Origin of the sequence: Marinobacter sp. VGCF2001 (assembly GCF_049943275.1) — a bacterium.
GTDB lineage: Bacteria > Pseudomonadota > Gammaproteobacteria > Pseudomonadales > Oleiphilaceae > Marinobacter.
In genome coordinates, this window is sequence record NZ_JBNFVX010000007.1 from 67,894 (window position 1) to 88,100 (window position 20,207).

Here is a 20,207-nt window from a genome sequence, read left to right on the forward strand (position 1 = left end):
TGCTTAACACTTTCTTACAAAAGAATGGCCCGAAAACGCGGGCTGCAAGATCGACTGCCACACAACTGTCATATTTCCGTAGCATCCTTCCGAGTCAACAACCACCTGATCTCAATAGGTTTTCATTACGATGCTTCAGTCCACACTGAAAACCGCAGGCCGCTGGCTTGCGCTGTTGGCCGCTGCCAGCCTGCACACAGCCGCGAGCGCCAACGAGCTGGAAATCCACGGCTCCAACACCGTGGGGGCAACACTCGCCCCCATGTTGGTGACCGGCTATCTGGAACAACAGGGCAACGGTTCTGTGCGCAGCCAGTCAACCGGTACCGAGAATGAGCAAATTCTGGTGACCGGCACTGACCGCGGGCCTGTCAGCGTGCTGGTGGCGGCCCATGGTTCGAGTACCGGCTTTCGAGCACTCGCCAGCGGACAAGCCCAGGTGTGGGCATCGTCACGCCCGGTCAGATCATCGGAAGCCAACCAGCTGAACGACATAGCGGATCTGACCGCGCTGGACAGTGAACACGTTATCGCCATCGATGGCCTGGCAATTCTGGTGCACCCCGACAACCCGATCCATTCCATGAGCATTGACACGCTCGGGCGTATTTTCGCCGGCAAGATTAATAACTGGGCAGAACTCGGCGGGCCGGACCGGGCCATCCATCTTTACGCCCGGGATAACCGCTCCGGCACCTGGGATACCTTCAAATCGCTGGTCCTGGGCAAAACCTACGCGCTCGACAACAACGCCAGGCGATACGAATCCAACGACCAGCTCTCCGATGACGTCGCCCGCGACCCCGGCGGCATCGGCTTTTCGGGCCTGGCCTCGGTCCGCGACAGCAAATTGCTGGCCATTTCCGAAGGCAATGCCCCGGCCCTGAAACCTGACCAGCTTACGGTGGCCAGCGAAGATTACCCGCTGTCCCGGCGACTGTTCATGTATACCCTGGGCGAGCAAACACCCGCCCTGGCCAGAGGTCTGATTGAATACGCGCTGGGCGAGGATGGCCAGAATCTGGTCGCCGAATCCGGATTCATTTCCCAGAATCCGATCGCGGTAAAACCGCAATTCAACGCCTCCGTGCCCGCCAGCTTCCGCCAGCTGACCGATCGCTATCAGCGACTTACCGTCAATTTCCGCTTTGCCGAAGGCCGCACCAAACTGGATAACAAGGCCCAACGGGATCTGCTGCGTGTACAGGCTTACCTGCAACAGCACAACCGCAGCGCGGATGATCTGTTGCTGATTGGCTTTGCCGATGCTCAAAGCCACGAACTCCGTGCCCAGATGATCTCCGAGCTCCGGGCGCTGTCAGTGCGTAAAGCGCTGGGTCAGGCCGGCATGCTGAACGTCGCTTACACCGGCTACGGCCACTATATGCCCGTAGGTGGTAAGGGCAATCAGCGTAACGGCCGGGTTGAGGTCTGGATCAAAAGCCGTTAAGCCCGCCTTAAAAATGCGGCGTCTGGCAAGGCGGATACGTTAGAAGTTTCGGTATTTCCTTATCCGCACAGCAACCACAACTATGTTTGCGTTTCCTATACTGCCGTAACAACGCAACCAAAAGACCGGGATAATGGACATCAAGAACGAACACCGTTACGCGATTAACCTGAATGTACGGGGTATTCAGCCCTCCGCCACACTGCGCATCAACGAGCTCAGTAACCAACTGCGTTCCGAGGGCAAGGACATCATCAAACTGGGCCTGGGGCAGTCTCCGTTCCCGGTGCCTGAGCGCGTCGTGGAAGCGCTCAGGGAACACGCTCACGAAAAGGACTATTTGCCGGTCAAGGGCCTGAAAGGACTGCGCGAGGCCATCGCCGGCTACATCAATCGCAGTGAACGTATGCGCTGCACCTGGGAAGACGTTCTGATCGGCCCCGGCTCCAAAGAACTGCTGTTCATGCTCCAGCTGGCCTATTACGGCGACCTTCTGATTCCGCGCCCGAGCTGGGTCTCTTACGCACCCCAGGCCCGGATTATCGGCCGCTCCGTACACTGGCTGCCGACCCACGCGGAAAACAACTGGCAGCTTACTGCGGAAGAACTGGACATCATCTGCCGGGACGACCCCTCCCGTCCGCGCATCCTGATTCTCAATTATCCGTCCAACCCCACCGGCTGCAGTTACACCGACGACCAGTTGCTGGCGATTGCCAATGTTGCCCGCAAGTACAAATTGATCTTGCTCTCGGATGAAATCTACGGCGAGGTGCACTTTGAGGGCAAACACAAATCCATTGCCCGCTACTATCCGGAAGGCACCATCATCAGCACGGGGTTGTCCAAATGGGCCGGTGCCGGCGGGTGGCGCCTGGGCACCTTCATCTTCCCACCCGAACTGCGGCCGCTGCAGGACGCCATGGCAATCATCGCCAGTGAAACCTACACCGCCACCAGTGCCCCTATTCAACACGCCGCCATCACCGCCTTTAATGGCGGAGAGGACATTCAGGAATACCTGGTCCAATCCCGTCGGGTGCTGAAGGTCGTGGGTGAATATATGCACCGGCGCCTCACCGACATGGGGGCCGTGGTGCAGAAACCCGAGGGAGCATTCTATCTGTTCCCGGATTTCTCCGGCTTCCGCGACAAGCTGGCGCGCCAAGACATCAAAACCTCCCAGGCACTGTGTACCGCCCTGCTTGAAAAAACCGGGGTTGCCATCCTGCCGTCCAGCGATTTTGGCTTTGTGCCTGATCATCTGGGCGCCCGCCTGGCCTTCGTTGACTTCGACGGAGCGGCTGCTCTGCGCCTGGCCGGCGCTGACTATGCCGAACAGGAACTCGGTGACGACTTCGTTCAGCAAGCCTGTCCACGACTGATGCAGGCCATGGATAAAATGGAGGCCTGGCTGACCAGCCTGTAAGCAGGCCGTGATAGACTGGCGCCCTCACAGTTTTTGAACGCGAGGGTGCCATGTCTGACACAGTTTCTCTCCAGGAAATCACCGATTTCGCCGAAGCCCTGGCCCGCGAGGCCGGCGAGCTGATCCGCCACGAGCGGAATGAAAACACCCTGCGCACCGATTACAAGCAGCAGACCGAGCTGGTGACCCACGCCGATGTCATGGCCGATGAATTTATTACCGGCAGCATTCGTGAACGCTTTCCCGGTCATCGCATCCTCTCCGAGGAAACCATGCCGGACCTGTCCCAGGCCGAAGAGCTGGAGACCCCGCTGTGGATTATCGACCCCATCGACGGCACCGTGAACTACGCCTACGGCCATCCCCAGGTCGCCGTTTCCATTGCCTACGCAGAAAAGGGCCGCGTCCGGGCCGGCATTGTGCACGCGCCATTTGCGGAAGAGACCTTCCGGGCCTGTGAAGGCCAGGGGGCGACCCTGAACAACAAGCCTATCCGCCACAGCGGCGCGACCGAACCGAGACAATCCCTGTTCGCCACCGGTTTTCCGTACACCAAGGACAACCTGGAACCACTGGTGCGCCGTCTCGACGCCATGATTCACCAGTGCCGCGACCTGCGCCGTATTGGCTCGGCGGCGCTGGACATCTGCTGGGTGGCCTGTGGCCGGCTCGACATCTACTACGAAAACGTCAGCCCCTGGGACTTCGCCGCCGCCCGCCTGATCGCCAAAGAAGCCGGCGCCACCGTGGGCCATTTCGGGGAAGTTCCGGAGGGCTATCCGGCGGATCTTTACGGGCGGGACATTCTCATCTCGGCGCCGGCGGTGTGGGCGCCTGTGCGCTCAATTCTGCGGACTGCTTCGGGTTACAACTGAGTTTTATCGACATTTCACCGAGATACGGTCGGCACTGGCCGGGAGCCCTTTCCCGAAATTTCGGAGGCCATGGATGGCCGGAGAGAAGCGCACAGGGATGTGCTTGTAGCGGTTTCGGGAAAGGGCTCCCAGCCAGTGCCATTCTCCAAAGCTATCAAGCTAGGGAGCCACTGCCTCCCAATCTTTATCCCCAGACCGCCTCAGACACCAATCCCCAGGCCTCGTCGAAATCATTCGTTGGCAGGCGCGAAAACGACGACCGCACAAAGCGCTGTATCCGGCCTTCTACGAACACCATGACAAAGTCGGCACCACGGGCCGCGGTGGTTCTGGGCGCCAGGCCCTGGCGAATCTCGCCCTCTTTCAGAGCCTGGCGGGCCTGGGTCTCCAGCCGCTCAAAAAACTGCGACGCGCGCTTTCTCAGGGCTTCGTTTTCGCCCATCAAAGCGTCACCGGTCAGCACGCAACATAGTCCAGGATTACGCTCGGCAAACACCAGCACCAGATGCGATAACTGCTGCAGGCGCACGCGCACATCCCCCTGCTCCTGCAGAATCACCTGGCAACGGGAAAACACCGCTTCCTCGGCAAATTCGATCAGCGCCTCGAACATTTTGCGCTTGCTGGGAAAGTGCCGGTACAGGGCCGCTTCGGTAACGCCCACGGTTTTGGCCAGGCCCGCCGTGGTAATGCGGGCCCCGGGATCGCTTTGCAACAGCTCGACTAGCGCCTGGAGAATAGACTCCCGGCGACTGGGTTTCTGGTTGGTCATGACAGGACTACAGCGCTCTGAAATTCTGGTTTTGGTGTTATCGGCCCTCCCCGGCAAGGGAGGGACTTTTTAGAAAAAAGTGCCGTCGATCGGTGACGAGGCACTGGCATACAACTTCTTGGGCATACGGCCGGCCAGATAGGCTTCACGGCCCGATTCAATGGCCAGGCGCATGGCGTTGGCCATCCGGATCGGGTCTTTGGCCTGGGCGATCGCGGTGTTCATCAGCACGCCGTCGCAGCCAAGCTCCATGGCGATAGCGGCGTCCGAGGCCGTACCGACACCCGCATCCACCAGCACTGGCACCTGTGCGTTTTCAACAATCAGCCGGATGTTGTAGCGATTCTGGATACCCAGGCCAGAACCGATTGGCGCCCCCAGGGGCATAATGGCTACGCAGCCCATTTCTTCCAGGCGCATCGCCAGCAGCGGATCGTCCGAGCAGTACACCATTACCTTGAAGCCGTCCTTGATCAGCTCTTCGGCCGCCACCAGAGTCTCCGGCATATTGGGATACAGCGTTTTGTGCTCCCCCAGCACTTCCAGTTTAACCAGATCGTGCCCATCCAGCAGTTCCCGGGCCAGTTTACAGGTACGAACCGCATCTTTGGCGGTGTAGCAACCCGCGGTATTGGGCAGGATGGTGTAGCTTTCCGGGGAAATAACGTCCAGCAGATTGGGTTCATCCGGATTCTGGCCCAGATTGGTGCGGCGTACCGCCACAGTCACAATCTCGGCGCCGCTGGCCTCGATGGCGTGGCCGGTTTCCATCAGATCGTGGTATTTGCCTGTGCCGACCAGCAAGCGGGACTGATACACCTTGCCGGCGATTTCCAGGGGTTTATCTTCGGGGAGCTGAATGTCTGGTGTCTCTGTCATAGCCTGCCTGAGTTATCTCGATAAAATAGGAACGGTCGCTATCTGATGAAAAACCGGGCGTCAACCGCCACCGATGGCGTGCACCATCTCTACCCGATCGCCTTCGTTCAAGGTGAAGTGCACGTGCTGGCTGCGGGGCACAATATCTTCATTTACCTCAACCGCCAGACGCTTACCGGTCAGTGTGAGCTGGTCTATCAGGGCTGCGATGGTTGCACCGCTTGCAAGCTCCATTGGCTCGCCATTCACTTGCACCAACATGGTTCCGAATGCCTCCGTTATTGTTTAAGCGCTGCGCCGATGAGGGCTGCCCAGCCCAGCAAAAGACAAACACCGCCGACCGGCGTTACCGCGCCAAGCCAGTGTATGCCGGTCAGTACCAGAAGGTATAAACTGCCACTGAAAATCAGCATACCTACCAGCCAGAAACCGCAGGCCAGGGACACCCATTTACGCCGCAAACCAACCACGGGCAGCAGGCTGCCAACCACCAGTGCCAGGGCGTGATACATCTGATAACGGGCCGCGGTCTGGAATACCTCAAGGCTGCGCTCCGAAACCACCTGGCGCAGACCATGGGCACCAAAGGCCCCGGCCATAACCGCCAGCAGTCCGGCGGCTGCGCCAACCACAAGCGCCCAGCGCAGCAGCTGAGACCTGGGATCAACCGCAATCACAGTGGATTTTCTCCCCGGTGTCGAGATTCATCATGGTCAGCGCACCGCCCCACACGCACCCGGTATCCAGGCCGATAAAGCGCTCATGGCCGGTGTTGCCCTCCAGCGCCGCCCAATGGCCGAAGATCACTGTTACATCGTCCTGACGGGGGAAGGTAAACCACGGGGCAAATCCCTCCGGCGCCTGGTCCGCCGATTCTTTAGTGGCCAGCTCAAGGCTGCCATCCCCGGCAATGAACCGCATCCGCGTGAAATAGTTAGTAATCACTCGCCAGCGATCCATTCCGGAAAGGGTATCACACCAGCGTTCCGGCCGGTTGCCGTACATCTGGCTAAAGTATTCGCCGGCCTGATCACCCCGGATCACCGCTTCCACTTCGCGGGCGCTGGCCATTGCCTGTTCCACACTCCAGATGTGGGGCAGTCCGGCGTGCGCCATAACCAGGTTCCGCCCTGCATCGTGGACACAAAGAGATTGCTGCCGCAACCAATGGATCAGACGGTCATGGTCCGGCGCGTCCAGAATGTCGTGCAAGGTATCTTTGCGCTTGGTACGGTGGCCGCCAAGCGCCACCGCCAGCAAATGCAGGTCGTGATTACCCAGAACCACCACCGCGGCCGCACCCAGGCTCTCGATGTAGCGCAGCGTTTCCAGCGAAGATGGCCCCCGATTGATCAGGTCTCCGGCCACCCAGAGCCGATCGCGGGACGGTGAAAAATCCACTTTCGCCAGGACATCCCGCAAGCGGTCGTAACAACCCTGAATATCGCCGATGGCGTAGTCAGTCATCACTTACCTCTTTGTCGTCGCCTGGCAGGCGCCCGGCGTCCACCAGATAATCCGCAATCCGGACATAGTCAGCCAGACTCAGATTTTCCGGGCGCAGGCCATCGTCAATGCCGAGCGACTGCAGCTGCTCCACGGTCACCATGGCGGCCAGGGCTTTGCGCAGGGTTTTGCGGCGGGCATTAAACGCGGTACGCACCACCGCCTGAAGCGTTTTAAGATCCCTGGCCGGATGCGGCAATTCCGGGTGCGGCACCAGCCGGACAATAGCAGAGTCCACTTTCGGAGCCGGGCGGAAAGCACCGGGGCCCACTTCAAACAACGGCTGCACCTTGCAGAAATACTGGGTCATGATGCCCAGACGGCCGTAATTGTTGTCCCCGGGCACTGCTGCCATGCGCTGCACGACCTCTTTCTGCAGCATGAAATGCATATCCTGCACGACACCGCTTTGCGACAACAGGTGAAAGATCAGCGGCGTGGAGATGTTGTACGGCAGGTTGCCGATAATGCGCAGGGGGCGGTCATTCATCAACTGGCTGAAATCGAAACTCAGGGCATCGGCCTCATGAATCCGGAAGTCAGGGTAGTTGAAGAACTTGGTACGCAGCACCGGAATCAGATCTCGGTCCAGTTCCACCACTTGCAGGCGCGGATTAACGGCGAGAATTTCTTCGGTCAGGGCGCCCAGGCCCGGCCCGATCTCAACGATTGCGTCATCAGGCTTGGGGTTGATGGCGCGGACAATGCGTTCAATCACGCCTGGGTCGTGCAGAAAGTTCTGACCGAAGCGTTTACGGGCCTGATGGCCATGTTTGTTGCTCATGATGGGTCTCCGGCCTGGACGGCCTGACGGCAGCGGGCCATACGCCCCGCCACTCGAATAGCAGTGTGTAGGCTACCGGCGTCGGCCTTGCCCGTGCCCGCCAGATCCAGCGCCGTGCCATGGTCTACCGAGGTGCGGACAATGGGTAGCCCCAGAGTGATGTTCACCGCACGGCCAAAGCCCTGGAATTTCAGCACCGGCAGCCCCTGATCATGGTACATGGCCAGGGCCGCATCGGCGTTATCGAGCCAGTGGGGCGTAAAGAGCGTGTCGGCCGGAAGAGGCCCGGTCAGTTGCATACCTTCGGCCCTCAGCGTTTCAAGCGTCGGCTCGATCACCTCGATTTCTTCCCGGCCCAGATGGCCGCCTTCGCCGGCGTGAGGGTTCAGACCCGCCACCAGGATGCGTGGGTGCTCAAGCCCAAAGAAGGTCTTCAGGTCGGCATTCAGAATACGGGTCACCTGGGCCAAACGTTCCTGCGTGATGGCCCCCGGAACATCCTTCAGCGGTAAGTGGGTGGTTACCAGCGCCACACGCAGTTCTTCTGTGGCCAGCATCATCACAACCCGCTCAACACCGCACAACGCCTGCAGGAATTCCGTGTGGCCACTGAACGCGATACCGGCCTCGTTGATCACACCTTTATGCACCGGCGCGGTCACCATGCCGTCAAAATCACCCTGAAGGCAGCCCGTGGCGGCAATGGTCAGAGTATCCAGCACGTACTGGCTGTTGCCGGTATGCAACTGCCCGGCCACGCTTGAGTGACAACCCTCCACGTGCCGCACCGACAAACGCCCCGCACGGGTCTCCGGCAACTTACCCGGCTGCCACTCCTGCAATTCAACCTGAATACCAAGCTCGCGGGCCCGGGCCTGCAGCATCGGCCGGCTGGCCACCACCACCAGCCCGGCTTCACGGCTTTCGGTGGCCAGTTGCAGGCACAGCTCGGGGCCGATACCAGCCGGCTCACCGGCCGTCAGTGCCAGAATGACCGGTGTGCTCATGACGGATTTTCTTCCTCGGCGTCCGGGTTCATATCGGCGTATTCGCCCTTGAACTCGATAAAGGCCTCGTCACGGATTTCCCGCAACCAGTTCTGCAATTCCTGTTCGAATTTGCGCATATAAATGGCCTGCCGCGCCTGGGATTCGCGATTCTGCGCGGTCACGTCCTGGCGCCGCCGTTCCTCCACTTCCAGAATGTGCCAGCCAAACTGGGATCGGAACGGTCCGTAATACTCACCCACCGGCGCCTGTGTCATCGCTTCTTCAAAGGCAGGCACCATCTGCCCGGGGCTGACCCAGCCCAGGTTACCCCCATCCGAGCCGGACACCGGATCATCAGAGCGTTCACGGGCAAGGTCGGCAAAGTCGGCACCCTCTTTTAACTGCTGGTAGATCTCCCGAATACGCTGCTCAGCCTGCACATCGGTCACCGCTTCAGACGGACGCACCAGGATATGGCGAACCCGATGCTGCCGGATGAACTGCTGCTGATCACCGCCGCGTTTGTCCATCAGCATAACCAGGTGGAATCCGCTGGTGTTTTCAAGCACCTCGGAGGGCTGGCCCACCTCCAGTTCCGGCACGACCGGCGCCACCAGTGATGGCAACTGGCTTTCGGAGCGCCATCCCATATCGCCACCCTCCAGGGCATTACTGGCATCGGATTCGGCAACGGCCACTTCCCGGAAGTCCCGGCCATTGGCAATCTGCTGCCGCAAAGTCCGGGCCTTGTCCCGGGCCTGACCCACCGAGGCCTCACTGGCCGGATCGTCAACCTCGACAAAGATATAGGCGAGACGGTATTCGGCATCGGTACTGCCGGCTGCGTCCTGGGCCTGGAGGTAATTTTCCACTTCCCGGTCAGTGACGCGCACCCGGTTGCCAACGCGACGCTGCTGCACGCGGCTGGTCAGCATCTCGTTACGGATCTGCTCCCGGGCTTGCTGATAAGTCACGCCCTCTTCCGCCAGCTGGCTTTCGAAATCCGCCAGGCTCATGCCGTTGCTGCGGGCAATGTTAGCCAGGGTTTCGTTCAGCTCATTGTCGCTGATGCGCATCCCCATCTGGTCGGCCATCTGCAACTGCAAGGATTCCTGGATCAGCTGCTCCAGCACTCGCTGCTCCAGCAACTCCCTCGGCGGCAGACCGGTGCCCTGGGCACTCAGCCGGCCAACAATGGTATTGATACGGGCGTTCAGCTCGCTCTGCAGAATGACTTCGTCATCCACGATTGCGACCACGCGGTCCAGTAATTTGCGCTCGGCCTGAGCAGTTACCGACACCACCAGCATGGCCAGTGTCAGCAGAAATGTCAGTCCGTGGCGGACAGTCGCCTTCATAGTCACCTCTTGGTTTGTAAAATCGTGACCGCAGCCGGTCAGGCCTGCAGATTCGGGTTCGTTCAACGGCGCGGGCTTCCGAACTTCCGGCGCTCACGCTCGTCGTAGCCGTAGATGGCGTCTGCGATGTTATCGGATGCACCGCCACTGCCTCCCAGACCCTTCAGTTCAATCCGGAACAGCAAGCGGGTATCCAGCTCCTCATCATCAGTCAGGTAGTTCTGATGCACCACCTGAAAACTCCAGCAGCAGTTGTTATATTCCAGGCCCGCCAGGGTGCCCACCGTGCGATCGAGCTCGGAATCCCAGACCCAACGGCCAATTGCACTGACCTGATTCGTTACCGGGAAGACCGTCCCGACGTCGGTTTGTTCCAGGTCATCCGGTCGGCTGTAGGTATGCCCCAGCGTGGCCAGGTAGCGGTAGTCATCCGAATGGAAAATCAGCTGGCTACGCCCTTCTTCGGTTTTCCGGGTTTCGTGATCCCATAAACCCGACGACCGGATCTGCAAATTGTCGATGGGGTTCAGCACCAATTCCCCGGCCAGGGGCGATTGGCTTCGGCCCGAGGCTCCCGCGCCGAACAGGTTCACCTCGCGGTCCTCGAAATAGCGAACCTGGCCGATACTCACCCGGGCCCGCTCTGCCCCGGTCAGCAGGTCATTGAAACGACTGGTGAGCGCCACCGTCAACTGGTTGGCATCCCCAACCCGGTCGCCCCCAGCAAAACGGTCGCGGCGGAACAGCTGATCAAACCGGAAACTGCGGATGCCGGTATCAAAATCCGGAATGTGGTTCTGGTCTGATTCGGCATCGGCCCAGGCGTAATAAAGCCGCGGCTCGAGTGTCTGGTTGTAAGGCACATCAAACAGGCTGGAGCGACGGTCGAAATACAGGCCATTGTCCCACTCGAACACCGGCACTGTCCGGTCGAAGCTTTCATCGCCCAGGGTGTAGTCGTCCAGCTCATAGCGGGTGTAATCCAGACTGACCGACGGACGGCTGAAGCCCCAGAGGGCTCGCATCGGCACCGCCAGTTCCGGAATGGCCCGCCAGCGCTGGCCATTGGCTTTGTCCAGGCCGGTCAGGTCGTCGTTATCCCGATAAAACCAGGTGTACTGGCTTTCAAGGTTGGCCTCCAGCCAGCCGGCGTCCAGCGAACCGCCATAGATAACCTCCGGCAACTGGTCGTAGGGCTTGTCTTTATCCGCAATCCGGTCACGAATGGTCTGGTAGCCATTCAGGTAGGCATCGAAGTACTGGCGCTCACCGGAGTAACGCACACCGCCCCGGCGCTGAAGATGCGTTGTCTGATCAATTTCAAGGCTGCGGTTGAGATCGCTGAGGTAATCTTCGTCCGAGACCACCGAGTAATCGCCGTAGCCGGTCCAGCCCCCACCCAATGCCGCGCGGGTGCTGAAATCCAGAGCCCAGCGTTCGCCGTCCTCCCCCGGGTGCTCATCCTCGAACGCAGGGTCGTTGTCGATATACCCCAGCTGCAGCACCGACTCGCCGTACCGGCTGAGATAGCGACCTTCTACTTCCGTGAACAACCCGCGACCGTGAATGTACTGGGGCGTCAGGGTGGCGTCGTAGTCAGGCGCCAGGTTCAGGTAGTAGGGCAACGCCAGGAAGGCGCCGCTGCCGGCGCTGGAGGAACCGAACTGCGGATAGAGAAAACCGGTCTTGCGGCGATCGTCAATTGGAAAGGTAATGTAGGGCCAGTAAAAAATCGGCGCATCCAGGACTTCCAGCCTTACGTGCCGTGCCGTACCGAAGCCTTCGGCCTGATCCAGCTCAATGTCGGATGCGACGATCGACCAGTCGTTCTGGCCCGGCCCGCAGGTTGTGATCATGCCGTCAGAGATCAGCACCCGGCTGTCACTGACCCGGGACAAAGCCGAGGCCTCGCCCCGCAGCTCCGCCTGATGCAGCAAAAACGTCGCGGTATTAATATCCAGTTGACCGGACTGGGTGGAATAATTTGCGCCCTGCCCGGTCAGCAAAAACCCGTCACCCCGACTGACCAATGGTCCCTGCAGTCTCAACTCACCGGATTGCTGATTGTACCGGGCCTCTGAACCGGTCGCCCGGAAAGGCCCCTGGCGCAGGCGAACATCACCCTGGAGGTAAAGCTCCGTATCCAGCACGTAACGGGCATTCAGCGCGCTTGCTTCCAGAGGCGCGCCACCATCCATATCGATACCAGGCACTCGGGCATCGTCAGCGTCGACGGTTCCCGGAAGATAGCCACCGTCACAGAATACCGGCAAACGGCCTGCGACATCCGGCGGCAATTCACTGCGTAGCCGCCAGTCGATTTGCGCCGCACTGGGATCGCCATTTTGCGGTTCAGCGTGCACACCACTCGCTGCTAACGCCACCACGGCGGCGAGGCGGGCAAGCCGGAACCGGGAGCGCAACAGGGAAGAGCAATGGCTGGGCACGTTGATGAAATTCCTGTTCCATTTGAGTGGTGGCTGGGCGATAGGGCACCTAGTTTACACGCGCCCTATAGGCTTGTTAACGGAAAGCCCGCTGCAATTCCGTTTTACCCTCTTTATACTCCCCTGCAGAGCTTGCCCGGTCTATGCACCGGTCATCATCCATCGATCCAGGAATGTTGATCCGACCATGGATAACCGTTTGCAATTGCTGACCCAATGGGTCCGCCAGATCTCCGGCTTCTCGGCCGCCAGCCCGACACCGGTGTCCGGCGACGCCAGTTTTCGCCGGTACTTCCGGGTCTGGAAAGAGACGCCCGGAGAGCAACCTGTTTCTTTTATCGTGATGGATGCCCCGCCGGAGCACGAAGACTGTGTTCCCTTTGTGGCCATCGCCAGGCATTGGCATCGCCACGGCATTGCGGTGCCTGAGATCGCTGCCGAGGATTTTCAGCAGGGCTTTTTACTGCTCGAAGATCTGGGGGACCAACTGATGCTGGCCGCGATCGAACACGACAGCCCGGACGCCCTGTACCCGGCAGCACTGGACGAACTGGCCCGCATTGCCGCACTGGATGCCCCGACCGATTACTCCCTGCCCGCCTATGATCAGGCCCTGCTTGACCGGGAAATGGCCCTGTTCCCCGACTGGCTACTGGAACAATACCTGGGGCTGAATCTCGACAACCAGGAGCGGGCGCTTCTGGATACCGCCTTTGGCCTGCTGCGTGAGAGTGCTCTCGCCCAGCCGGAAGTGACGGTGCACCGCGACTTCCATTCCCGCAATCTACTGGTACGCGATGGCCAACAGGCACCCGGCGTAATTGATTTTCAGGACGCAGTGCGGGGCCCCGTCACCTACGATGCCGTCTCCCTGCTCAAGGATTGCTACATACGCTGGCCGGAACAGCAACTGGCAAACTGGCTGGAACACTACCGGGTCGCAAGCCGGCAAGCCGGTTTGCATCGCGCCGATGCCGACAGTTTCAGGCAGTGGTTTGAACTGATGGGTATGCAGCGCCACCTGAAAGCCGCCGGCATCTTTGCCCGGCTCGCCATTCGCGATGGCAAAACCGGCTATCTGGCAGACATTCCCCGGACGGTCAGCTATCTGCGCGATGCCAGCGCCCGCCAGCCGGCCTTCCGGCACTTTCACCAATGGCTATGCGACACAGTGATCCCGGCCATCGAGCAACGCATTGACCCTCTGCCGGAGCCGGAGGCTCGCTGATCATGAAAGCGATGATCCTTGCTGCCGGTAAAGGCGAGCGTATGCGCCCACTGACCCTGAGCACGCCCAAACCGCTGCTGCGGGCCGGCGGCCAATCCCTGATTGGTCATCATCTGGAACGGCTCCGGGCGGCCGGCTTTCGCGATATTGTGATCAACCATGCCTGGTTGGGGGAGCAGATCGAGGCCCGGCTGGGCGATGGCGGGACCTACGGAATCAATATTCGCTATTCGGCCGAGGGCGAGCCGCTGGAAACCGCCGGGGGCATTATCCGGGCAATGCCACTGCTGACCGACCAGGGCGAGGACTGGTTTCTGGTGGTCAACGGCGACATCTGGACCGATTTCGATTTTAGCCAACTTCAAGCCCCGCGCCATCCCGATGCCGAGGCTGTGCTGGTGATGACACCCAACCCCGCCCACCATCCCGATGGGGACTTTCATCTGCAAAGTGATGGCCAGCTGTCTGCCGAGGGACCCGGTAAACTGACTTTTTCCGGCATCAGCCTGCTGCACAAGCGCCTGTTTGATGGCCTCGACGAGTCCGCCGGCAAACTCGGCCCTGTGCTGCGCCAGGCAATGGCTCGCCATCGGGTGACCGGCTTGCAGCACACCGGGCACTGGGTGGACGTTGGCACACCGGAGCGACTGCACAGCCTGGACCTGTGGCTGCGCAACAGGGCCCAGACCTCATGAGCCAGACCAGCCCTTCGACTCTGCCGGCAAGAATGGAGTCTTCCTTTCAGGAACTGCTGCACGAACTGTCCCGTTGCGGACACCAGGCGGGTACCCTGCTGGAACGCGCTCACCTGCCCCGATGGTGTCGCAATCCGTTGTTCTTTTTTCTGGGCTATATTGCCAAGGCCGATGGCCGGGTTCGGGAGCAGGACATCCGGTACGCCGAGACTCTCATGAAGGCCCTGGCGCTTTCGGCCAGGCAACGCCGCAAAGCCATCGATCATTTCCGCAAGGGCAAGGAAGCCAACCATCTTCCGCTGCGCCGGGGGCTGATGTTCCGCCTGCTATTGATGCTGTGGCCAACACCGGCTCTGAAAACCGCGATCTGTATATGCCACGGTGCGCAAGTGCTGGGCCGGCCCGGCAAGGCCCGGCGCCACCGCTGCGAGGATGCCATCAGCCACATGGGCCTACCCGTGGTGATCAGCGATGATATTTTCGACAGCTATGCCAGCAAGGTCTGGATCCGCACCGCGGCGGCGCCCGGCAAACCCGCGACATACGAGCAGGCCTGTCAGGTTCTGGGCGTGACCCGTCGGGATTCCCTGGCAGAGATCAAACGTGCCTACCGGAAACAGGTGTCTGCCTGCCATCCGGACAAACTGGCACAACAGGCGTTGACGCCCTCGGAAGTGGCCGCCGCCAAAGACCGGCTGTTACGCTATCAACAGGCCTGGGAACTGATTCGCCAGCGGCACCGCTCTTCCTAGTGTGCCGCAAGGCCCAGCGCCCGGTCAGTCGGGGCCGGAGGACCGATTGCCCAACCAGGCGCTGATCCGGCTGGCGATCCGGCCCGCATCTGCGTCCCGAAGCGGCTGACTGAGAGCAAGCGGCTGGCGCTCGTAGCCAGCCACTGCGGCACGGGCAAACGCCGCTGCGCGGGCCTTACCCTCGGCGCTCGCCGACCTCTGCAGATCCAGCACAGGCCAGCTCTGCCGGCCCTCCGCGCCCTGGCTGAACATCGAGGGCAAGGCATTGGCACGCTGCGCCGGGAACCGGGGAACGAGCCAGACAACCGCTGACACAGCCGCAGCATCTTGCGCCCAACCGGTAACATAATCCGCCGACCAGCCGATGCCGAGCACACTCGGGCGCTCGTAGCCCCGCCGCTGCAATTCGCTATATCCGGCCGTGAGAGTATCTCTCACCCGATTCCGGAAACGCACGGCTATCTCGTCCAGCGACGATTCCTCCGCAACATCGATTGTGGTCGAATCCGAGGGCGCGCCGGAGGAATCACTGTTTTGCCCTGCCGCCGCCTCCGGCTCTGGCTCCGGCACCGCCACATTCGTACGCTGACGACGAACCACCTCCGGAGGCACCCCCAGGCCAATGGTCATCACCGCAACGCCCCGTTCCGCCAACGCCAAACGCAGGGGGCCCAACACACCTTCGTCCGCAGTCTGGCCCTCATCCGCCAGCACCAGCAACGCGCCAGTGGCCGGCGTAACATACTCGGGCAGGAACAATCCCAGCGCTCTGCCCTGATCCTCCATATCGAGCCAGACCGCCTGGTCCGGGTACCTCCGGGCCAGGGACCACTCTCCCAATCCCGTTGAGAATCCGGCTCTGGGCGCTTCGGCGCTGGCCTCAGCAGGCTCAGCTTGCGACGGCGCCCCGCCGCTATCCTGACCAAAAACGTTTGCCCCCCAGGCGCCGAGCAAAACCAGGCACGCCATCCTGACCGTCTGAATCCCCATGACCCTCATGCACCTATCCCGCTGCGAAAACCACCGGCAAGCTGATAGACTAGCAGCATTGACCAGTGGCTGATAATTCACCTGAACGAGAGAGCCCCGATGAACCCATACCTGATTGCCCCATCCATCCTCTCCGCCGATTTTGCCCGGTTGGGCGAAGAAGTCGATAATGTACTGGCTGCCGGGGCGGATGTTGTGCACTTCGATGTGATGGACAATCACTATGTGCCGAACCTGACCATCGGGCCAATGGTGTGTGAGGCTCTCCGCAAGCACGGCGTTACCGCGCCCATCGATGTACACCTGATGGTGTCGCCCGTTGACGACCTGATCCGTATGTTTATCGACGCCGGGGCCAGCTACATTACCTTCCACCCGGAGGCGAGCAACCACGTTGACCGATCCCTGCAACTGATCCGCGACGGCGGCTGCAAGGCCGGGCTGGTGTTCAACCCGGCCACGCCCCTGAGCCACATGGATTATGTGATGGACAAGCTCGACATGGTACTGCTGATGTCGGTCAACCCGGGCTTCGGTGGCCAGAAGTTCATCCCCGGCACCCTCGACAAGCTCAAAGAAGCCCGCAAAAAGATTGATGCCAGCAACTACAACATCCGGCTGGAAATCGACGGCGGCGTCAAAACCGACAACATCCGGGAAATTGCCGAGGCCGGCGCCGACACCTTCGTGGCCGGTTCGGCCATTTTCAACACGCCGGATTACAAGGCCACCATCGACGCCATGCGCGAGGAACTGGAACAGGCCCGCAAGGTCATCGGCGGATGAGCCTGAAAGGCCTGTTCAACGCCCGCTGGCCCGGCGTGGCGCTGTTTGATCTGGACGGCACGCTGGTAGACAGCGCACCGGACCTGGCCGCCGCCGTGGATCAGATGCTGGAGCACCTGGGGCGCAGCCCGGCAGGCCTGGACAAGGTTCGCAACTGGGTTGGCAACGGCGCCCAGGTGCTGGTGCGCCGGGCCCTGGCCGGAAAAACCGACTGGCAACCGGCCACGCCCAGAGACGATGCGCTGTTCGAGGATGCACTGGCGATTTTCTATCACGCCTATGGCCAGTTGAATGGCCAGCATTCCGTGGTCTTTCCCGGCGTTAATGACTGCCTGGAACACCTGAAGCAACTGGGCTGCCGGATGGCCGTGGTCACCAACAAGCCGGACCAGTTTGTTCAACCCCTGCTGGCCAAAACCGGCCTGGACACATGGTTTGAACTCTCGGTTGGTGGCGATACCCTGCCGGTCAAAAAACCGGACCCGGCGCCCCTGCTGCACGCCATGGAAAAACTCGGCGGTACCCGAGGCACCACGGTGATGATCGGCGATTCCAGGGCGGATGTAGACGCCGCCCTGGCAGCCGGCATTCCCTGTGTAGCCGTCCGGTATGGCTATAACTTTGGCGGCTCGGTGGACAGTCTCGGCGCCGACGCGGTTGTTGATTCGCTGGCCGAGCTTTTGTAATCTCGCAAGGACGTTTTATTTTGAACCTATCCATTCGGGAGATTCCTGCCGTGCAGGGACTGAATCTGATCGCAGCGCGAGGCATCCTGAGCACCCGCGCAACACGATGGTGGCGATGGCGCACTGGCTGAGCAAGCCATGGGCTGAAGGCGCTCGCCTGTTTGCCCGCACCACCTGTCACCACGGTGTAACGCCGCGCTGACCAAACGCAGATCAGATTTCAGGAAACCGAACCATGAGACCCGAGCAATTCCTCGAGCTCGCCGAAGCTGGCTACAACCGAATTCCAGTCTACCGTGAAGTACTGGCGGATCTCGACACGCCTCTGAGCACCTATCTGAAGCTCGCCAGCGGCGCCTACTCTTATCTGTTTGAATCGGTCCAGGGCGGTGAGAAATGGGGCCGTTATTCCATCATCGGCCTGCCCAGCCAGGAAGTTCTGAAGGTGTTCGACCATCGCATCGAAGTCAGCCGCGGCGGGCAGATTGTCGAACAGGCCGAGGTGGACGACCCACTCGTGTTTGTCGACGAATACCAGCAGCGTTTCAACGCACCCGATCTACCCGAGTTGCCGCGTTTCAACGGCGGCCTGGTCGGCTATTTTGGCTACGACACCGTGCGCTACATTGAAAAGCGCCTGCGCCAGAGCTGCCCGCCCGACCAGATCGGCACTCCGGACATCCTGTTGATGGTGTCCAACGAGATCGTGGTGTTCGATAACCTGCGCGGCAAACTGCACCTGATTGTACACGTTGATCCCGCCGTCAGCGGCGCCTATGAACAGGCGCAACGCCGGATTGACGAGCTGGAAAGCCAGCTGCATCGCCAGACCGCCAACGCCCCCCGAACGCCCGCACATCTGCGCGGCAAGGTGGTCGACGAGAGCGACTTTGTTTCCGGTTTCAGCCAGGAAAAATTTGAAGCGGCTGTCGACAAGATCAAAGGCTACGTACTGGACGGCGACGTCATGCAAACGGTGATTTCCCAGCGTATGTCGATCCCGTTCGAGGCGCCGCCTCTGAACCTGTACCGCTCGCTGCGCGTGCTTAATCCCTCGCCGTACATGTACTTTCTCGATCTGGGCGATTTCCAGATTGTGGGTTCGTCGCCGGAAATCCTGGCCCGGGTGGAAGATGAGGAAGTCACCGTGCGCCCGATCGCCGGCACCCGCAAACGCGGCGCCACCGACGCCGAAGACAAAGCGCTGGAAAAGGAACTGTTGGCCGACCCGAAAGAAATCGCCGAGCATTTAATGCTGATCGACCTGGGCCGCAACGACGCCGGCCGGGTATCGGAAACCGGCACCGTGAAACTGACCGACAAAATGATCGTGGAGCGCTATTCCCACGTGATGCACATTGTCTCCAACGTGACCGGTCGCCTGAAAGAAAACACCAGTTGCCTGGACGTACTGCGTGCCACCCTGCCAGCCGGCACCCTGAGCGGCGCGCCGAAGATCCGCGCGATGGAAATCATTGATGAACTGGAACCGGTAAAACGGGGTGTATACGGCGGGGCTGTGGGCTACTTGTCGTTCAACGGCAACATGGACACCGCCATTGCCATCCGCACCGCCGTGATCAAAGACAACACCCTGCACATTCAGGCCGGTGCGGGCGTGGTGGCCGACTCCATTCCGCGCCTGGAATGGAAAGAAACCATGAACAAAGGCCGGGCCATATTCAAAGCAGTCGCCATGACCTACAACGACTACGACCACTAACGCCCGACATCACATACCTGCCGATCAGCCCGCTGACGGCAGGTTGCCTGCCCACATCGTCTCAACCACGGCAGCGTTCTTCGTGCGAGCCCGGTGCGCCGCAACCACTTCGGATTTGCTCGGCCATGGAACCTGCTACCGAGTCGGCATCAAGGTGATTTCACGCACATCGCACCTTGGGTGAGCCGACATGGCATACAAAACCGCATCGGCGACATCGCTGGCGTCCAGCTTGTCGGGTTTCGCTTCATCAAAAAACGGCGTATTCACCATGCCCGGGCAGATGGTGGTACACCGGCCATTCCATTCCTTCATTTCCGCCGCCAGGTTCTGGCCGAAGCCGTAGGCAAACCACTTCGAGGCACCATACACCGAGCCTTTGAGGGTAATCTTGCCCGCCACGGAACTGGTGATAATAAAGTGCCCCTCAGTTTCTTTCAGCGACGGCAGGCTGGCTTTGGCGGTATACAACAACGCATTGATGTTCACATCCAGCATGGTTTTCCACTCATCCGGGTCGCCATGTTCAACGCCGGGCGAGTTCACACCGGTACCGGCATTTGCAAACACCACATCGATGCGGCCAAACACGTCTTTGGCCTTTTCCACGACATGAGTAATTTCGCCCAGTTTGGAGACATCGGCCGGCACCGCCAAGACCTTGTCGTTACCCCACTTTTTGACCATGTCATCGAGCTTGTCGCCACTTCTTGCGGTAATTACCGCCTTGTGCCCGGCCTCGACCACCTTCGCAACCGTGGCCGCGCCGATACCGCTGGACGCGCCCGTGATCAGTACAATTTTTTCATCTGTCATTGTCGTTACTCCTGATGGAAACTGGGTTATTTTCAAGGGACT

Annotated in this window: 20 protein-coding genes; 9 read left to right on the top strand and 11 right to left on the bottom strand. The window is 60.4% G+C overall.

Annotation, left to right across the window (positions count from 1 at the left end; all coding sequences use genetic code 11):
* The first annotated feature begins 130 nt into the window (after nucleotides 1-130).
* The 3 genes from ACP2AU_RS09160 to ACP2AU_RS09170 all read left to right on the top strand — a co-directional run bounded on the left by ACP2AU_RS09160 (nucleotide 131) and on the right by ACP2AU_RS09170 (nucleotide 3,754).
* Nucleotides 131-1,450 carry a substrate-binding domain-containing protein gene (locus tag ACP2AU_RS09160; RefSeq protein WP_426375824.1) on the top strand — a complete coding sequence of 440 codons (1,320 nt, stop codon included), beginning with the start codon at nucleotides 131-133 and terminating at the stop codon, nucleotides 1,448-1,450.
* A gap of 133 nt (nucleotides 1,451-1,583) precedes the next feature.
* The gene (locus ACP2AU_RS09165) at nucleotides 1,584-2,879 is read left to right on the top strand and encodes a pyridoxal phosphate-dependent aminotransferase (RefSeq protein ID WP_426375825.1); all 1,296 of its coding nucleotides are present in this window, start codon (nucleotides 1,584-1,586) and stop codon (nucleotides 2,877-2,879) included.
* 50 nt (nucleotides 2,880-2,929) lie between these two features.
* The gene (locus ACP2AU_RS09170) at nucleotides 2,930-3,754 is read left to right on the top strand and encodes an inositol monophosphatase family protein (protein ID WP_426375826.1); all 825 of its coding nucleotides are present in this window, start codon (nucleotides 2,930-2,932) and stop codon (nucleotides 3,752-3,754) included.
* A gap of 184 nt (nucleotides 3,755-3,938) precedes the next feature.
* On the opposite strand, the gene slmA is transcribed toward ACP2AU_RS09170, so the two are convergent.
* The 9 genes from slmA to ACP2AU_RS09215 all read right to left on the bottom strand — a co-directional run bounded on the left by slmA (nucleotide 3,939) and on the right by ACP2AU_RS09215 (nucleotide 12,489).
* Nucleotides 3,939-4,526: a nucleoid occlusion factor SlmA gene (gene slmA, locus ACP2AU_RS09175; protein ID WP_426375827.1), complete on the bottom strand. Its 588-nt coding sequence runs from the start codon at nucleotides 4,524-4,526 to the stop codon at nucleotides 3,939-3,941.
* Between the two features lie 69 nt (nucleotides 4,527-4,595).
* Nucleotides 4,596-5,405, bottom strand: coding sequence for a thiazole synthase (locus ACP2AU_RS09180; RefSeq protein WP_426375828.1), 810 nt, complete (start codon nucleotides 5,403-5,405; stop codon nucleotides 4,596-4,598).
* Nucleotides 5,406-5,465: 60 nt separating this feature from the next.
* Nucleotides 5,466-5,666, bottom strand: coding sequence for a sulfur carrier protein ThiS (gene thiS / locus ACP2AU_RS09185; protein WP_426375829.1), 201 nt, complete (start codon nucleotides 5,664-5,666; stop codon nucleotides 5,466-5,468).
* Between the two features lie 17 nt (nucleotides 5,667-5,683).
* A complete protein-coding gene (locus tag ACP2AU_RS09190; protein ID WP_426375830.1) occupies nucleotides 5,684-6,082 on the bottom strand; it encodes a DUF423 domain-containing protein in 399 nt (132 codons plus the stop codon).
* Nucleotides 6,069-6,872, bottom strand: a complete 804-nt coding sequence (locus ACP2AU_RS09195; RefSeq protein WP_426375831.1) for a symmetrical bis(5'-nucleosyl)-tetraphosphatase — start codon at nucleotides 6,870-6,872, stop codon at nucleotides 6,069-6,071. The genes ACP2AU_RS09190 and ACP2AU_RS09195 overlap by 14 nt, the downstream gene beginning before the upstream one ends.
* Complete coding sequence (gene rsmA, locus ACP2AU_RS09200; RefSeq protein ID WP_426375832.1) at nucleotides 6,865-7,695, bottom strand: 16S rRNA (adenine(1518)-N(6)/adenine(1519)-N(6))-dimethyltransferase RsmA; 831 nt, start codon at nucleotides 7,693-7,695, stop codon at nucleotides 6,865-6,867. The genes ACP2AU_RS09195 and rsmA overlap by 8 nt, the downstream gene beginning before the upstream one ends.
* Complete coding sequence (gene pdxA / locus ACP2AU_RS09205) at nucleotides 7,692-8,702, bottom strand: 4-hydroxythreonine-4-phosphate dehydrogenase PdxA (RefSeq protein WP_426375833.1); 1,011 nt, start codon at nucleotides 8,700-8,702, stop codon at nucleotides 7,692-7,694. The genes rsmA and pdxA overlap by 4 nt, the downstream gene beginning before the upstream one ends.
* Nucleotides 8,699-10,042 carry a peptidylprolyl isomerase gene (locus ACP2AU_RS09210; RefSeq protein WP_426375834.1) on the bottom strand — a complete coding sequence of 448 codons (1,344 nt, stop codon included), beginning with the start codon at nucleotides 10,040-10,042 and terminating at the stop codon, nucleotides 8,699-8,701. The genes pdxA and ACP2AU_RS09210 overlap by 4 nt, the downstream gene beginning before the upstream one ends.
* A 62-nt stretch (nucleotides 10,043-10,104) precedes the next feature.
* Entirely contained in the window at nucleotides 10,105-12,489 is a 2,385-nt protein-coding gene (locus tag ACP2AU_RS09215) for an LPS-assembly protein LptD (RefSeq protein WP_426375835.1), read from the bottom strand.
* A gap of 187 nt (nucleotides 12,490-12,676) precedes the next feature.
* On the opposite strand from ACP2AU_RS09215, the gene ACP2AU_RS09220 reads away from it, so the two are divergent.
* The 3 genes from ACP2AU_RS09220 to ACP2AU_RS09230 are packed head-to-tail and all read left to right on the top strand — an operon-like array spanning nucleotide 12,677 to nucleotide 15,164.
* Nucleotides 12,677-13,717, top strand: coding sequence for an aminoglycoside phosphotransferase family protein (locus tag ACP2AU_RS09220; RefSeq protein ID WP_426375836.1), 1,041 nt, complete (start codon nucleotides 12,677-12,679; stop codon nucleotides 13,715-13,717).
* 2 nt (nucleotides 13,718-13,719) lie between these two features.
* Nucleotides 13,720-14,412, top strand: coding sequence for an N-acetylmuramate alpha-1-phosphate uridylyltransferase MurU (gene murU / locus ACP2AU_RS09225; RefSeq protein WP_426375837.1), 693 nt, complete (start codon nucleotides 13,720-13,722; stop codon nucleotides 14,410-14,412).
* Entirely contained in the window at nucleotides 14,409-15,164 is a 756-nt protein-coding gene (locus tag ACP2AU_RS09230; protein WP_426375838.1) for a DnaJ domain-containing protein, read from the top strand. Before murU ends, ACP2AU_RS09230 begins: the two co-directional genes overlap by 4 nt.
* A gap of 24 nt (nucleotides 15,165-15,188) precedes the next feature.
* Here ACP2AU_RS09230 and ACP2AU_RS09235 read toward each other — a convergent pair whose 3' ends face one another.
* A complete protein-coding gene (locus tag ACP2AU_RS09235; protein ID WP_426375839.1) occupies nucleotides 15,189-16,154 on the bottom strand; it encodes a DUF3530 family protein in 966 nt (321 codons plus the stop codon).
* A 99-nt stretch (nucleotides 16,155-16,253) separates the two neighbouring features.
* On the opposite strand from ACP2AU_RS09235, the gene rpe reads away from it, so the two are divergent.
* The 3 genes from rpe to trpE all read left to right on the top strand — a co-directional run bounded on the left by rpe (nucleotide 16,254) and on the right by trpE (nucleotide 19,349).
* Entirely contained in the window at nucleotides 16,254-16,940 is a 687-nt protein-coding gene (gene rpe / locus ACP2AU_RS09240; RefSeq protein WP_072676164.1) for a ribulose-phosphate 3-epimerase, read from the top strand.
* Nucleotides 16,937-17,626 carry a phosphoglycolate phosphatase gene (locus ACP2AU_RS09245; RefSeq protein ID WP_426375840.1) on the top strand — a complete coding sequence of 230 codons (690 nt, stop codon included), beginning with the start codon at nucleotides 16,937-16,939 and terminating at the stop codon, nucleotides 17,624-17,626. Before rpe ends, ACP2AU_RS09245 begins: the two co-directional genes overlap by 4 nt.
* 235 nt (nucleotides 17,627-17,861) lie before the next feature.
* A complete protein-coding gene (trpE, locus tag ACP2AU_RS09250) occupies nucleotides 17,862-19,349 on the top strand; it encodes an anthranilate synthase component I (protein WP_426375841.1) in 1,488 nt (495 codons plus the stop codon).
* 135 nt (nucleotides 19,350-19,484) lie between these two features.
* On the opposite strand, the gene ACP2AU_RS09255 is transcribed toward trpE, so the two are convergent.
* Nucleotides 19,485-20,165 (bottom strand): SDR family oxidoreductase, encoded by a 681-nt coding sequence (locus ACP2AU_RS09255; RefSeq protein WP_426375842.1) that lies wholly within the window; start codon nucleotides 20,163-20,165, stop codon nucleotides 19,485-19,487.
* Nucleotides 20,166-20,207: the final 42 nt, after the last annotated feature.